Genomic DNA, 16,026 nt, shown 5'->3' on the forward strand with positions numbered 1-16,026 from the left:
TTGGCGCATCACAGGTCCGGATGCTGGAACGGCAACGCTCTCGAATCTCTATGACGAGGGACGGCAAAGCCGGGTGATCATCCTGGACAGCCCGAATCCGCTGACAACGTTTTGGCTGACGAACACCGGCCCACGCTTCCGCTGGGCGGCCGAGAACCATATCCTCCAGTGGACCCAGCGATTCGAAGGCGATTTCGACCTGCGGATCTATGTGCTGGAGGAGGGGCAAAGCGAGCCCGCCCCCCTGGTCTATCTCCCGAGCAACGCGGCCCCCTATCGTGAAGGCAGGGTCCGCTATGCCGGCCTGGGATCGCTGGCCGCGGACGGGAACTGGCGCACCTTCCTGAGGGACATCGAGGCGGATTTCGCGGCGGCCGGAGGCCCCTGCGGTCCTATCGAGGCCGTCGTGGGGCTCTCCTTTCACGGCACCGGGCGGGTCGATGACATCCGGGGCCTCGATCGGACTCCGCCCACCCGACCCCCTGTCGCCCGCGACGATCGACTCGAAACGCTCATGGATACGCCGGCCGCCACTACGGACGTCCTTGCAAACGACGAGGACCCGGACGGGGACGCCATCCACCTCACTGCCTTCACACAACCCGGCTTTGGTGGTTCGACCCATGAAGGCGGAGGGGTTTTCACCTACACCCCCGCTGAAGGCTTTGTGGGAAACGACCGGTTCACCTACACCGTGACCGACCAACACGGGGCGAGCGTTCCCCAGAGCCTGAAGCGGATCATCGTCCGGGTCGAGGCGGCGGGGAGGGTCTTCGAAGAGGACCTGGCACCCCTTCCGAATCAGGCGATGGTCTTCGATTGGGACGGTCTGGATTACCGTGGAAAACCGGTGGGCCCCGGGTATGCCGAACCACCCTGGCCGGCGGCGGAACGGAGCGGGAAGACGGCGGCCGCGCCGTCGATGCGAAGCTCAGGATCGGGTCTTCGAGCAACGGCCTCGCGGTCGATTCCAAGGGCAACGTCTACGTCTCGGAATATTACGACGGCCACTGCGCCTGGACGATCTGGGCCAGGATCCGCAGGATCGGCCCGGACGGCATCATCCGTACCGTCGCCGGGAAGAACTGCGCCGGGTACAACGAGCAGGCGCTTTCCTCGGGTCTCGGATCGGTCAAGGATCTTTGTGTCGATCGGAACGGCACCCTCTACTTCACCCACTACTACCGCTACGATTACGGCTACAACTCGGGCACCTACAACCACTTCATCTCACGCCTCAACCCGGATGGAACCCTCGTGCGGGTGGCGGGCAAGATGCGTCCCCCTGAAAACCGCTATGCCTTCAGAGGCTACAGCGGCGACGGTGGCCCTGCGACCGAGGCGCTCATGAACGAGCCCGAAAGCCTCGTGTCGACCCCCTCGGGCGCGATCTTTTTCTCCGAGGGCAAGAACCAGTGCATCCGGCGCGTGGGGCCGCCCACGACCTTCTCGGATGTGATGGGGCAAGGGGATATCCCCGCAGCCGACGGGGATTCGGGCTACGTCTTTTCCTCATCGGGGGATCATCTCCTGAGCTTCGACATCGAGACGGGCCTCACCGTGCAGGCTTTCAGCTATGACGCAGCAGGCCGTCTCGTCCAGGTCCGCGACCGATTCGGAAACACCCTTTCGATCGAAAGGCAGGCGGATGGAACCCCTTGGAGGATCTTCTCGCCGGACGGCTGGATCACCGAACTGCTGGTGGACGGAAACGGGCGGCTTACCCGCGCCGCCTACCCGGACGGCGGCGCCTACTCGTTCACCTATACCGACCAGGGCCTTCTCACCTCCAAGACCGACCCGAACGGGAACCGCTTCCACAACACCTATGACCGGGACGGGCGCCTCGCCCTGATCACCGATGAAGAAGGCGGGGCGTGGCACTTTTTCCGCGAGCTGACCGCGGAGGGCGCCCTGCAGCACGACATGCTCACCGCCGAAGGCCGATGGACCACCTGGCTCGACCGAGAGGCAAGCACCGGGTACACCTCGACCATCACCGCGCCGGACGGATCCGCCACGCAATATGCGCGTTCCCCCGACGGCCTCTCGGTTACCAAGGCGCTTGCGTGCGGCACAGACCTCGCTTTCACCTATGGGCTCGATCCGGAATACCGCTTCAGCTATGTGAAAGGGATGACGCAATCGGCCGGCGGGCTGAAGCGCACCCTGACCCGGGAGCGCGCTTACGAAGACACCGACGCCGACTCCTGCAGCGACCGTATGACCGAAACCCTTTGCACCAACGGCCGCACCGGCACGTACGTGGTCGACACCCTTGCGGCCACCCGCACCCTGACCTCCCCTGAAGGGAGGACAACGCTCTCGGAATACGGCCCGGAGACAAATCTCACGACCCGGGTGCTCATCCCGGGTCTTCACGAGACGCGCTTCACCTACGACAGCAGGGGCAGGCTGACCCGAACCCTTACCGGTGAAAGGGAGACCTCCTTCAGCTACGATGCCGGAGGAAACCTCAGCGCGATCACGGGGCCCGACCTCGAGCGCACTTCCTACACCCACGATGCCATGGGCCGGATCAGCTCCATCACCGCCCCGGATGGCTCCCTTATCCGCTTTCACTACGACCCGAACGGCAATATCGAGGTCCTGACAAACCCCCTCGATATCGACCACGGCTTCGAATACAACCGGGTCAACCTCGCAACCGGATACGCCGCACCTTTGAGCGGCTCCTACCGCCTCACCTACGACCGGGACCGGCGGCTCCGAACGATCCGGTTCCCCTCGGGTCTCCAGATCGACCACCTCTACGAAAACGGCCTGCTCACCCGCATCGCAACCCCCGAAGGCGATATCGACTTGGCCTACCTGTGCCCCGGCAAACCGGAGCGGGTCCGCTCGGGCCCGGAGGAGATCCACTACGGCTGGGAAGGAGGCCTCCTCCTATCCGAAACCCACGGGGGCACCCTGAGCCAGACCCTCGGCTACACCTACGACGATGACTTCCGATTGAGCGCCCTGAGCTACGCGGGCCAGACCGTCTCCTATGGCTACGATCTGGATGGACTCCTCTCTTCGGCCGGCGCATACACGATCTTCCGCAATACGCAGAACGGGCTTCCTGAGACGGTCGCAGGAAACGGCCTCGAGACCTCCCGCACCTTCAGCGGCTATGGGGAGATCACGAAAGAGGCCTCCCTCCTCGCCGGAGGCGCCCTTTCCTCGTGGGAGCTTCTCCGCGACAAAGCCGGTCGGATCACCCGCCGCACCGAGGTCCTGAACGGCCGGACGGCCGTCTACGATTACGGCTACGATGCGGCCGGACGGCTTGCCACGGTTCACCTCGACGGCCGGCTCGTGGAGGAATACCGCTATGACGAAAACGACCGGAGAATCGCTGAGTTCAACGCCCTGAGGGGGATCGACGCCCGGACCTATGATTACTCCATCGAGGATCACCTGGTGAGCACCGGGCAGACCTCTTTTCGCTATGATCTCGATGGGTTTCTGCTCTACCGGGACGACGGAGGCGCCAGGACCCTGTATGATTACGCGAGCCGCGGCGAGCTTCTGTCGGTCAGCCTCCCGGACGGTAGGTTGATCGAGTACGTCTACGATCCCCTTGGCCGGCGCATCGCGAAAAAGATCGACGGTGCCTTCACCCAGAAATACCTCTGGCAGGGCCTGACCCGGCTCCTCGCGGTCTATGACGCAAACGACCGGCTCCAACTCCGCTTCGAATACGCGGACGGCCGTCTCCCCGTCGCCATGACCGGAGAAGACGGCGTGCGCTCTCACCTCTTCTACGATCCGGTCGGCTCGCTCCGCCTGGTGGTGGACGGGCAGGGCAATGTGGTCAAAGAGATCCAGTACGATGCCTTCGGCTCGGTCCTGAGCGACAGCAACCCGGGGCTTGCCATCCCCTTGGGCTTCGCCGGCGGTCTCCACGACCCTGACACGGGCCTGGTGCGCTTCGGATTCCGCGACTACGACCCCGCCACCGGCCGCTGGACCGCCAAAGACCCCATCGGTTTCGCGGGAGGGGATACGGATTTGTACGGATATGTGCTAAATAATCCGGTTAATCTGATTGATCCGTATGGTTTGGCATGGAGACAGGTTCGGCCTTTAGATTTACCTCGTTTGCGAGATACTACGCGCGGGCCATTTCACCATGACAGATTTCTTTATGATAACGGTGATGACTCGGGATACTATGGGGACTCAACGGTTCGTGAGGACCGTGCAAGTCAATATTTACAGGATCAATACCGGAATGTCGGGGAGTATTTGTTTGACGATATTTTACGTCAGGCTGAAGCGAATTTAAGACCAATGTGGAATTTTGATAGAACTGCCCCAGAGACGCCACCAATCTTTCTGTATAATTTACTATTTCACAACTGCCAGGATTATGCAGACGCAGTAATGGAAGAATACAGATTAGACGAGTGGAATCAGCAGAATAACCCATGCCACTAAATAAGGTACTAAGAAATGAATCTTTGGCATGTTCTATCAATTTTTCTTATTATTGTTTTTTTGTTTAAAATGCCTGTTTATGCAAATGATACAATGAAACATGAACCATTTTTGGCTTCCTTTTCAGGTGTGTTGCACAAGTGTATCCTTCAGCGGGATAAAATTAGCATTGCTGGAGATATCTTAAATAATGACAAGTGGTCTCATGTTTATTGGCCATCTTATGATGAAGCTAAAAAAAGCATTTACTTTGTTGCCAAGGATGGGCTTGATCAAGATGCAGACGCAAATATTTATAGCATTAGTTTGCTGCCGCTGAGTCAAAAACCTAAGAAATTGATTGATAATGCAAGACACCCTTCACTTTCTCCAAAAAAGAACCTTTTGGCATTTTATCGGCATCCTAATCAGTTGTGGATTCAAAACCTGAAAAATATGAATGCTCAAAATTTTGCCAGTGATATTGCAAATTATCAGCCATGTGTTTGGGTATCTAATACTCATTTGCTGTATATTGATTTGAATAACGAACTGGTATTGCTTGATGTGCCTAATGGTGAAAAGCAGAAAGTCGGATATAGTAGTATCGTGCCTGGGGTTCTATCGCCTGATGGTAAAAAAGTTTTGTGCGGAAGTAGCGATGGTATGAAAATCTATTTTTATTTTCCACTATCAAATACGATAGAGCTTATAAAAGAAAATAAATTGCGGTCTATGGGCACTAGCTTTATATGGTTACCTGATGGAAGTGGTTTTTTATTTACCATGCAAACCTGGTCAAATATCTTAAGGTTGAATGAGTCACGTGGTTTATTTCTTTATACTTTAAGTGAGGGAAAGGAGACTCTCTTGTTAGACAAAATAGATATTTTTGGTGGTGCCTTCATTCCTTTGAAGTAAATTGACTCCTTGCATTTATTTTAAATGTCCTTTGGGACACCCTAGGCAAATAAACTTATATCTGCCAACGATTAATTGACGGCGGTTAAGGAAAAAGCTGAGCCTTCCTTAACCGCCGTTTTTTTTCTATACAATCACAGATCATCCCTTTTTCAGCAGGTCATTGAACTGTTGGTCGGAAATTTCTGCCTGTTTGAGAATGGTTTTAAGCGTCCAGCGATGTAGTTCCTTGTGGTCGGGATAATGGCAACGCTTCCAGTTGCATAGTTTTTGTGTTATCGATCACAGGGGTGCATTTTTCCCTGACGTCGTCTGCTAAATTTTGGCAAGGTGCTTCCCCAGGAGGGAACAGCACCTTGGCAGAGACGCTGTATCAAATTCGCGGCTGTCAGATCAGAGAGGGAGGCTCATCGGTGGCCTGAATCCCGGCGGCAATGCCCACTCGATTGTGCATCGACCCGTTTTGAGGCCTCTTCCAGGATCCCCCATTGCCTTGTCCGTCCCCGTTCCCGGCCGAATCTCCTCCCGAGCAAAAAATCCCCTATCCGCATAAATTCAACCGGATGCATGCCTGCAGCATGAATAGCGACCGCCCGATGGCGCGGCCCTCACCCAGCTTGGCGCAGAATTTGCGATATATCCCTACCTGACCTGCGCAGACCGAAGGCATGCACACCGTTTTGAGCATACGCACAAAGAGCCGCCTTCCAGTGCCTGGCCGATCCGTGATGATGGCAACCAGAAGCCGGGAGGGCGGATATGAACCATGGCAGAGCAGCTTTTCTTTCACTTTTTGTGATCATCACCTTCCTTTTCCTCCTCCCTGCCAGGGCCGCGAACAGCCGGGTCATGGTGTTCGAGGATGCCGAGGACGGCCGGACGAACCGTTGGCGCATCACAGGTCCGGATGCTGGAACGGCAACGGTCTCGAATCTCTATGACGAGGGACGGCAAAGCCGGGTGATCATCCTGGACAGCCCGAATCCGCTGGCAACGTTTTGGTTGACGAGCACCCGCCAGCGTTTCCGCTGGGCGGCCGAGAGCTATGTCCTCCAGTGGAGCCAGCGATTCGAAGGCGATTTCGACCTGCGGATCTATGTGCTGGAGGAGGGGCAAAGCGAGCCCGCCCCCCTGGTCTACCTCCCGAGCAACGCGGCTCCCTATCGTGAAGGCAGGATCCGCTATGCCGGCCTGGGATCGCTGGCCGCGGACGGGACCTGGCGCCCTTTCCTCGTGGGAGCTTCTCCGCGACAAAGCCCGTCGGATCACCCGCCGCACCGAGGTCCTGAACGGCCGGACGGCCGTCTACGATCACGGCTATGATGCGGCTGGACGGCTTGCCACGGTTCACCTCGACGGCCGGCTCGTGGAGGAATACCACTATGACGAAAACGGCCGGCGGGTCCGGGAGCATAACGCCTTGCGGGATATCGCCGGCCGCGCGTATGAGTACTCCATCGAGGATCACCTGGTGAGCACCGGCCAGACCTCTTTTCGCTATGATCTCGATGGGTTTCTGCTCTACCGGGACGATGGAGGCACGAGGACCCTGTATGATTTCGCGAGCCGCGGCGAGCTTCTGTCGGTCAGCCTCCCGGATGGTAGGCTGATCGAGTACGTCTACGATCCCCTTGGCCGGCGCATCGCAAAAAAGATCGACGGTGCCCTCACCGAGAAATACCTCTGGCAGGGCCTGACCCGGCTCCTTGCGGTCTATGATGCAAACGACCGCCTCCAACTCCGCTTCGAATACGCGGACGGCCGTCTTCCCGTCGCCATGACCGGAGAAAACGGCGCCCGCTCTCACCTTTTCTACGATCCGGTCGGCTCGCTCCGCCTGGTGGTGAACGGCCAGGGCAATGTGGTAAAAGAGATCCAGTACGATGCCTTCGGCTCGATCCTGAGCGACAGCAACCCCGGCCTGCACATCCCCTTGGGCTTCGCCGGAGGTCTCCACGACCCCGACACGGCCCTGGTGCGCTTCGGATTCCGCGACTACGACCCCGCCACCGGCCGCTGGACCGCCAAGGACCCCATCGGCTTTGTAGGAGGGGATACGGATCTTTACGGGTACAGTTTGAATGATCCAATAAATCGGATTGACCCACATGGTTTGATCATAGGGAGTATCCTATCAAATGGTATAGGGAAAATTGTTGGTCAAACTGCTCAAGAAGCCGCACTGTCAGGTAAGATTGCTGATGCAGCAATTTCTGCTGTTTTCACATTTGATACTAATAATACTGTTGTTCCCAAGGTCAATAGTCAAGTTGTAGTGAATGTTCTTCTGGGGATACAAGGATGGGGTACTTTTCAAACTGTATCCTTAGGATGCCTCTCTGCAGCTTCGGCACCAGCATGGTTACCTGTTGGATTGTCCAGTTTGGCGGGATTAGAAATAGGTGGTCTTTTCAATGCGATATATGAATGTATCTCCGGTCAAAGTCTAGGTGAAGATATTTATGACTGGATTAACCTACAGCAACTAAAAGATTTCCCCTGTGAATAAACGAATACTTATCAGCGCCGTTTTTATTGTAGTGGTTATGATCAGTTCGTTTGGACTGAGAGAGCTTTTTTCAGAAAATCAAATTATACAAAATCTTTTTGGGGGAGTTAATATCATTTTGTTTTGGATAGTTTCGTTTACCATTTTCCACAAAATTGACGTATGGATATTTGGCAAAGATAATAAGATTTTACAAAACAGATTATTAGAATGTAATCGTTTTGTTATAACAATGAAAATTTTTCTTACTACAATCATTATTTGTGTGTTATTTTTTGTTTCTTTGAGATATTTCAATGGTTTAAAATTCATATTATTTTGGATAATTTTTATTTTCTCTTTGTGGATTACTGGACTGCTCACGGAACATCGCTATAAGAAAAACAGGAATAAAACGTGATAACAATAAATATTTATATAGTGTCTAAACACAAAAAGGTTATTTTACTTTATGATCATCAGTAGCGCCCTTTAAAGAGAGGAACGCTCGATAAAATTTCCGTGCAAACCCATTTTGAATCGGCAGTAACTTTGTTTTTAAGGCTTCTGACCTGATTTTAGGAGCACCTATCCACCGGAAAGAATCAATGTCATTGACTTAAGCTATGGGCTTGTAAGCCATAGCGAAAATTTTCAATTGTGGCCCCCTCTGGAAGTGGACCCCTTAAATGGGACCACAGATTAAGGTATAATCTGAGGTCAAGAAAGGGGGACAACGATGGCGAAGCGACGGAGATTCACCAAGCAATTCAAGGCCAAGGTGGCGCTGGAGGCAATCAAGGGACAACGGCCGGTTCACGAGCTGGCGAAAGAATTTGATGTCCATCCGAACCAGATTGGGCAATGGAAAAAGCAGCTGTTGGAAGGTGCCTCGCAGCTTTTTGATCGCGGTCAGGACGCAGATACAGCCGCCCAGGCGGCTGAATTGGATCGGGCGTATCGGCAGGTCGGACGCCTTCAGGTCGAAGTGGATTTTTTGAAAAAAAAAGTCGGTCATCTGGACTGACGATTGCGGCGAAGCGGTCTATGGTTGAACAGGATCATCCGGACTTGAGCATCCGCCGGCAGTGCGGTCTGCTGAAACTGCACCGATCCAGCTACTATCGCGGCCCAAGGGGTGAGAGCGAGAAGAATCTCGAGCTGATGCGGTTGATTGACGAAGAATATCTTCGGCACCCGTTTTTCGGAAGCCGTAAAATGCGCGATTATCTCGTACAGCTTGGGCATGGGGTCAACAGGAAGCGGGTTCGACGTCTGATGCAGCTGATGGGGCTTGAATCCATCGCTCCCCGAAAAAAGCGGACAACCGTGCCTGACAAAGGTCATAAGATTTATCCCTATTTGCTGCGCGATCTCCCAATCGTACGGCCGGACCAGGTATGGGCAAGTGACATTACGTACGTTCCGATGCGGGGCGGATTTGTGTATCTGACGGTTGTCATGGACTGGTACAGCCGCTACGTTCTATCCTGGGAAGTGTCGGTCACCATGGATGAGAGCTTCTGCGTGAGCAGCCTCGAGCGGGCCCTGAGACGGTATTCGAAGCCGGAGATTTTCAACACGGACCAGGGATCGCAATATACCGGAGCCGCTTTTACGGGGGTGCTCACGGACCACGGAATCAAAATCAGCATGGATGGCAAAGGCCGTGCGACAGATAATATCATGGTCGAACGTCTATGGCGCTCGCTAAAGTACGAGGATATTTACATCAGGGAATACGAGACGATAGCGGACCTGATCGACGGCCTTAGGGCCTACTTCGAGTTCTACAACAACCGCCGGCCGCACCAGGGGCTGAACGGCCGGATCCCGGCAGAGGTCTACTATCAAACACCGCTGCTTAGGATGGCAGCCTGATGGGCTCGGGTACAGTAAGCCGCAGCCGGCTTGGCCACGCCTCGCCTGAGCTCCGCAAGGCTCCGCGAGGCGAGGCCAAGCCCCGACTAACGAACAGTCGGAGTGAAATTGGAGTTCTTACACCTTAAATCTCTCGAAAACTGGTCCCGTACTTGGGGTCCACCTCATCTTTCGGGGATTTTTCTGGCCAGATCGGATACTCGATAAAGACTTACTGTGGAGCGTGAGGACGGCTTGCAGGATTTTGGTGATGTGTCGTCGAGAAAAGAAGAGCCCGATGAAGATCACCTGGTGAGCACCGGGCAGACCTCTTTTGGCTATGATCTCGATGGGTTTCTGCTCTACCGGGACGACGAAGGCGCCAAGACCCGGTATGATTACGCGAGCCGCGGCGAGCTTCTGTCGGTCAGCCTCGCGGACGGTAGGCTGATCGAGTACGTCTACGATCCCCTCGGCCGGCGCATCGCAAAAAAGATCGACGGTGCCTTCACCCAGAAATACCTCTGGCAGGGCCTGACCCGGCTCCTTGCGGTCTATGACGCAAACGAGCGGTTCCAACTCCGCTTCGAATACGCGGGCGGCCGTCTTCCCGTCGCCATGACCGGAGAAAACGGCGCCCGCTCTCACCTCTTCTACGATCCGGTCGGCTCGCTCCGCCTGGTGGTGGACGGCCAGGGCAATGTGGCCAAAGAGATCCAGTACGATGCCTTCGGCTCGGTCCTGAGCGACAGCAACCCCGGCCTGCACATCCCCTTGGGCTTCGCCGGCGGTCTCCACGACCCTGACACGGGCCTGGTGCGCTTCGGATTCCGCGACTACGACCCCGCCACCGGCCGCTGGACCGCCAAAGACCCCATCGGTTTCGCGGGCGGGGATACAGATCTGTATGGGTACTGTCTCAATGATCCGGTGAATTGGATTGATCCGGTGGGACTTAAAGGTGGCTTAATTATCCCGATACGAAATTTCATAAAAGCGAATGTTGCTGGAGCAGATTTAATTGTCCTTATACTGGAAAAAGGATCAGCAATTCCAATGTCTAGTTTTAGAATTTTGACTTTTGATTTATTAAATCCAAAAGCAGCAGGAGTTGTTGATGAGGAGTATTTGATTTATCAATGGGACAATAAAAATGGAAATAACGATGAAAATCTAATTGATAGGCATCCATTCATATTTGATAAAACAATTGAGTCAATTAATAAAGATTACAATCAATACAAGCCATGTCTATGATATTTTTTAATAATCAAAAAACCAATGTTCCAGGTAATATTCTTTTGAAAATTTTTCTGTTTTGGAGTGTTTTTATATTAGTTGTATTTTGTGAAAAAAAATTTTTTAAATATCCGAGCGATAATTATGATTATTTAATAAAAAATTTAGCTACATTTATATTTACAGTAATTATAACTGACTCAATTCTGAAATTTGTTAATAATAAAACAATCATATTTGTTTTGGCCTCATTATGGATTATAATATTTATTCTGGTTTTGTAAATTCACGCTTCGGCTACCGCGACTATGACCCCGCCACCGGCCGCTGGACCGCCAAAGACCCCATCGGCTTTGCCGGGGGAGATACGGATTTGTACGGATACTGTCTAAATGGTTGCCTGAATTCAATTGATCCTTACGGCCTCTTTAATCCAACAAAAGGAATCGTTGCTTTAGGCAATGCGGCTAATGCAGGTCGTTTATATGCATCGGGGGCTTTAAAGTTAGCGGCTGCCGCGGGTCTTGATGGTACGGGAATAGGCATACCTGCTGGTATAGGAACGGCGTTACTAGGCGCGTGGAATATTAGCAGTGCAACAGCTGCACAAAAGAGAGCTATGCAACAGTGGGCCGAGGCTTTTCAAGAAGACTGGTCAGATGCTTCTTGGAGAAACTTGAATGGTTTACTGCCTCATGGCCAGCATTTTGATGATCCGTGTGAACGAAAAATCAAAGACTATTTGAAAGATAAGTATGAAAATCTTAGATACGGATCCGGTTTATATTGGGATATTATTAAAGAAATTGGTACACTGATGTGGTAATTGAAATGATTTTTTGGATATGGCTATTAATTGCACTATGCTTTTTTGTATACGTTACTTTTTTGTTTGTCAAAAAAGCAAAAGCGAAAGAGCAACCTTTGTGGAAGACTATCAAAGAATGGGCCATAAATGTAATTGATGTTTTTTCAGGTGGTTTTTAACTACACATTAAAGAAAGCGGTTGAGATTTAATTCTTAACAGCTTTTCTGTTTTTTGGGGCGGGTGGCAGGAGAATGATAAACCTAAATTGAGCGATTCTACCATCGGCAGCAGTTTGCCAGCGATTGTTTGAGCGTAATAAGGTGCTCAACCTTGAAATTCTCCCGAGCTACCAGGAGATTCCCGATTCGATCAGGAGAAAGGCGAGCCTCCACCGCTTTGCCCGTTGCATTACAAGGCGGAAACCATGCTACCGGCACAGGTTTACAAGTTGGAGCCAGCCCAAATTGCAGGTTTTTGATAACCTCAAATGTTTTAAACAATAATAGCAAATGGTTATGACAAGAGTTCGTTCTCCAAAGACTGTAAACGCCATTCCCTGGGTTGCTCCACCGGCAACTACGATATGCGCGGATAGGTTTTTATACGAGGCAGAGGCTGGGAGGCGAGTTGCTTCTTTTGCAAAGCACTTCGAAATCCAGCGATTCCCATACCCATTGCGATACTTTGAGCCTGATTGCCCTGTGTCCACGAACAATTTTTGAGGCAATTTCAATCATCTTGCGCTGAAAGGTTGTCGCATAGCAACTGATGGGGACCACATCGTGACAGACATCCTCCTTGAAGACTTTAAAGAGGAAAAATCCGATGACCATCAGGTAGTAAAAGACCGCGCTGGGGCAGAATTTTGCGTAGGGGGAGTCGCTGTTCCACAAAATTCCTCAGCGCACGGAAAGTCATTTCACTGTGGCCGCGCTGATGGTAGCAGTTGATCATCCTCTCGGGATCGAGCAATTCCTCAAATCCCGAGTCGCGGAGTTAATCGTCGATCCTGTAACGCATCCCAAGATTCGTATAGATAACCGAGCAGGGCCGCCCAAAAAAAACGACATGATTGTCGGATATTACGAGGCGGATGAACAACGCCCGGCAAAAACGGCTCTAACTCTCCCTGCGGTCTCCGAATTCCACGTACTCCCAGATGCCCTCGTCGTCGTCCGGGTCTGCGGATTTGGCATAGAATTGCGAGCATTTCTCGGGCAGCTTCTAAACGAAGGCGACGAAATCTTTGTACAGCTTACCGCCACAAAGATACCCGACGCCCAGGTTATCAAATACCTGGGTCAAAGATACGGACGTTGTTTCCTTGTTCACATTTTGTAGGGGCAGGCCACGGCTCCTACCGGAGAGACCTGCCACAGAAAAAATTGAGGAATCCCTGCAGACACAGGAAGCTCGTTCATCACGAGCCGTGTTCAAGCCCCGCAGCGAGGATGGCGAGGACGTCTTTGCGGACGATCATGAGCGCGATGGCGGCCAGAAGCAGGCTCGAGATCTTCGAGGCCGTCGGCGTCACGGCCTGCACTACGCCATGGGCCGGGTGACATCGATTGCCGGACCCAAAGGCGCTACAGTCCACCTCCAGTACGACCTGAACGGCAATCTGCGGGTGCTGACCAATCCCTTTGCGGTCGACCACGCGTTCGACTACAATCGGGTCAATCTGAAAAACCTTTACCAAGCGCCGCTCAGCGGTTCATACAGCTACACCTACGACCGTGACCGGAGGCTGCAGGCCGTGACTTTCCCTCGGGCAAACAGATCCGCCACATTTACGAGAACGCTCTCCTGGCCTGGATTGCCACCCCCGAAGGCGACCTGGGTCTAAGCTACCTCTGCGCCGACAAATGCGCCGACAAATCCGAGCGGATCAAAGCCGGTGCGAAGGAACTCTTCTATGGTTGGAACAGCAGCCTCCCGGCGACCGAAACCAGCAGCGGCACCCTAAGCCAGACGCTGAGCTACGCCTGGGACAATGATTTCCAGCTGAGCGGCCTGAGCTATGCTGGCGGCACTTCCGCCCTGCTCTACGACGGCGACGGCTTCCTCACAACGGCCGGGGGGCGTGCGCGATCGGCCGCAATGCGCAGAACGGGCTTCCTGAGACGGTCACAGGAAACGGCCTCGAGACCTCCCGCACCTTCAACGGCTATGGGGAGGTCATGAAAGAGGCTTCCCTCCTCGCCGGAGGCGCCAGGACTCGGTACGGCTATGCGAGCCGCGGCGCGCTTCTGTCGATCAGCCTCCCGGACGGCCGCCTGATCGAGTACATTTAATTGTCCTTATACTGGAAAAAGGATCAGCAATTCCAATGTCTAGTTTTGGAATTTTGACTTTTGATTTATTAAATCCAAAAGCAGCAGGAGTTGTTGATGAGGAGTATTTGATTTATCAATGGGACAATAAAAATGGAAATAACGATGCAAATCTAATTGATAGGCATCCATTCATATTTGATAAAACAATTGATTCAATTAATAAAGATTACAATCAATACAAGCCATGTCTATGATATTTTTTAATAATCAAAAAACCAATGTTCCAGGTAATATTCTTTTGAAAATTTTTCTTTTTTGGAGTGTTTTTATATTAGTTGTTTTTTTTGAAAAAAAAATTGGGTGCGGCTCTTTTAGAACGACTTTGAGCAGCATTTTTCATCGTATGTTATCAAACATTTGAACGGAAATATTTCCCTTATTTAATGATCTTCAGATGACTACGGCTACGTTCGGGAGCGTGTGTTGGCTTGATTGTGGAGGGTACGATGCCACCGGCGTAAAAGCTTCGATGGTTTCTTTCATATTCCTGTACTTCATGAAATTCCCAGTACTCATCAAAATCGTGGCTGGAGCGCAATGCACGGAGACGCAACACGGCCTCGGCCCCGTTCAAGCTCCATCGGGCGCCAGTCACTTCCATGCGATCTTTGACCAGATGGCGACAAGCGCCTTCAATGACTCCCGTAGCAATGGGAAATCCTTGAGCAAGGTAATCGTTGTATTTCAGATAGGGTCCATAGGTGAGCAGGTAATTGGCGCAGACATCGACGGGTTTGCGTTCTGGCGGGGTAAAGTCTCGCAATGTGGCGCTGCGGCGTATGCCTCCAGCAACATACCCGGCCTTTCCCCGCAGGATTTCAAGAAGCCGCACGCGAACCCAATTTTCCAGCTTTTCACCGGACTCGGAGTGAAACGCCCTGCTCGCACTCCAAAGATACTCTGTTACATGAACGAAATCGAGAATGATGGTCAGATCGATACCTCTCTCTTTGGCTATGCGGCGCAGGAGGCGAATCTGGGTCTTATTGCCGTCAACCAGTGCCACCCACTTCTTTCGATGCCCGGGATCCCGACAAACTGCCTCCTCGAACGCTTTTTCGATCACCTCTTCCGGGGTCTTCTCCAGACTCGCCCAAACCCGTTTTCTCTCAGGCCGGGGGCGAGGCAGCTCGACACGTTCAGAGTCGGTTTCGGGAACCAGGTCCTCCGGTTTACGCACAAAGGGCGCAATCGTGTAAACGGCGGCCACAGTAGCCATGCGCTTGGCGTTTTTCTTCTCCCCCTTGGAAAGCCTCGCGCCCATCTTGTGCTTACGCGCCTTGGCGGCCTTACGGGTTTGCTCTCGAAGATCCTCCGTCCGCATCACTACCCCTTTGCCATCGACGCTTATCACCATAATCGAGTCATTTTCTTCAACCACTGCCGATTGTGCTTGACGGGTCTCGTAAAAAGCATCGAAGTCCTGGGCTGCAAGCCTGACCAGTTCCTCGATCTGACGCTTCGGGACATGACCTCCAGTGATTTTACCGATGCTCTCGAAGGTCTCGTCAAAGGAGCTCCTTGCAGCTTTTTCTGCCACACGGCGGCTCAGTTCAAGGGAATACTTTTTGTCGGGCAAATTGAGCTCGGCATCCAGCGGATGCAGACTACGGCTCCCCTCCTGGCCGTAGCCCGCGCGTTTTATCGAGACCGTGCCGAAAATCGTCTCGAACTCTCGCTTCTGAAGCCTCGCCCGCGGCCGCTTGACGCCATCGGAGCCCTGAACGGGTTGTGCACTTTCTCCAGGACCCCGGGATTCCAAATGCTCCTGCAAGAGTTTGCGCATCAGTTCCCGACCCATCTTCTCGAGCTCCCGTTCAATCTCACTATGGGTCATCGAGCGAACCTCCTCGGAATCCAGGCGCCCAACCATTTCTTCAAACCCCTGCCTCGACTGCTCATAAAAGCGCTCCCGGGACGACAATACGGCCAATGCATTCATCGTTCC

At 53.0% G+C, this 16,026-nt stretch carries 12 protein-coding genes and 1 pseudogene; 11 read left to right on the top strand and 2 right to left on the bottom strand.

Going from position 1 to position 16,026, the window contains the following annotated elements:
* Positions 1-514: 514 nt before the first annotated feature.
* The 9 genes and pseudogenes from ACZ500_RS06485 to ACZ500_RS06525 all read left to right on the top strand — a co-directional run.
* Positions 515-673, top strand: a pseudogene (locus ACZ500_RS06485) (Ig-like domain-containing protein); the annotation flags it as partial.
* Between the two features lie 146 nt (positions 674-819).
* Complete coding sequence (locus ACZ500_RS06490) at positions 820-4,446, top strand: RHS repeat-associated core domain-containing protein (RefSeq protein ID WP_464231695.1); 3,627 nt, start codon at positions 820-822, stop codon at positions 4,444-4,446.
* Between the two features lie 15 nt (positions 4,447-4,461).
* A complete protein-coding gene (locus ACZ500_RS06495) occupies positions 4,462-5,346 on the top strand; it encodes a TolB-like translocation protein (RefSeq protein WP_464231696.1) in 885 nt (294 codons plus the stop codon).
* 759 nt (positions 5,347-6,105) lie between these two features.
* A complete protein-coding gene (locus ACZ500_RS06500) occupies positions 6,106-6,669 on the top strand; it encodes a hypothetical protein (RefSeq protein WP_464231697.1) in 564 nt (187 codons plus the stop codon).
* Positions 6,632-7,855: an RHS repeat domain-containing protein gene (locus ACZ500_RS06505; protein ID WP_464233010.1), complete on the top strand. Its 1,224-nt coding sequence runs from the start codon at positions 6,632-6,634 to the stop codon at positions 7,853-7,855. The genes ACZ500_RS06500 and ACZ500_RS06505 overlap by 38 nt, the downstream gene beginning before the upstream one ends.
* Before the next feature lie 718 nt (positions 7,856-8,573).
* A protein-coding gene (locus tag ACZ500_RS06510) for an IS3 family transposase (RefSeq protein WP_464230987.1) occupies positions 8,574-9,715 on the top strand; the annotation gives its coding sequence in 2 pieces (ribosomal slippage) (positions 8,574-8,846 and positions 8,849-9,715; 1,140 coding nt in all).
* A gap of 234 nt (positions 9,716-9,949) precedes the next feature.
* Complete coding sequence (locus ACZ500_RS06515) at positions 9,950-10,951, top strand: RHS repeat domain-containing protein (RefSeq protein ID WP_464231698.1); 1,002 nt, start codon at positions 9,950-9,952, stop codon at positions 10,949-10,951.
* Between the two features lie 235 nt (positions 10,952-11,186).
* Positions 11,187-11,759 carry an RHS repeat-associated core domain-containing protein gene (locus ACZ500_RS06520; RefSeq protein ID WP_464231699.1) on the top strand — a complete coding sequence of 191 codons (573 nt, stop codon included), beginning with the start codon at positions 11,187-11,189 and terminating at the stop codon, positions 11,757-11,759.
* Positions 11,760-12,666: 907 nt separating this feature from the next.
* Positions 12,667-13,083 carry a hypothetical protein gene (locus ACZ500_RS06525; protein WP_464231700.1) on the top strand — a complete coding sequence of 139 codons (417 nt, stop codon included), beginning with the start codon at positions 12,667-12,669 and terminating at the stop codon, positions 13,081-13,083.
* Between the two features lie 79 nt (positions 13,084-13,162).
* Here the strand turns inward: ACZ500_RS06525 and ACZ500_RS06530 are convergent, their stop codons facing one another.
* Entirely contained in the window at positions 13,163-13,285 is a 123-nt protein-coding gene (locus ACZ500_RS06530; protein WP_464231701.1) for a hypothetical protein, read from the bottom strand.
* A 15-nt stretch (positions 13,286-13,300) separates the two neighbouring features.
* Between ACZ500_RS06530 and ACZ500_RS06535 the strand changes: the two genes are divergently transcribed.
* Both ACZ500_RS06535 and ACZ500_RS06540 read left to right on the top strand, forming a co-directional pair.
* On the top strand, positions 13,301-13,588 hold the full coding sequence (locus ACZ500_RS06535; protein WP_464231702.1) for a hypothetical protein: 288 nt from the start codon (positions 13,301-13,303) through the stop codon (positions 13,586-13,588).
* 483 nt (positions 13,589-14,071) lie between these two features.
* The gene (locus ACZ500_RS06540) at positions 14,072-14,272 is read left to right on the top strand and encodes a hypothetical protein (protein WP_464231703.1); all 201 of its coding nucleotides are present in this window, start codon (positions 14,072-14,074) and stop codon (positions 14,270-14,272) included.
* A gap of 182 nt (positions 14,273-14,454) precedes the next feature.
* Here the strand turns inward: ACZ500_RS06540 and ACZ500_RS06545 are convergent, their stop codons facing one another.
* Entirely contained in the window at positions 14,455-16,020 is a 1,566-nt protein-coding gene (locus ACZ500_RS06545) for an ISKra4 family transposase (protein ID WP_464229929.1), read from the bottom strand.
* Between the last annotated feature and the right edge of the window lie 6 nt (positions 16,021-16,026).

The sequence above is a fragment of the Desulfatiglans parachlorophenolica genome, assembly GCF_055394735.1.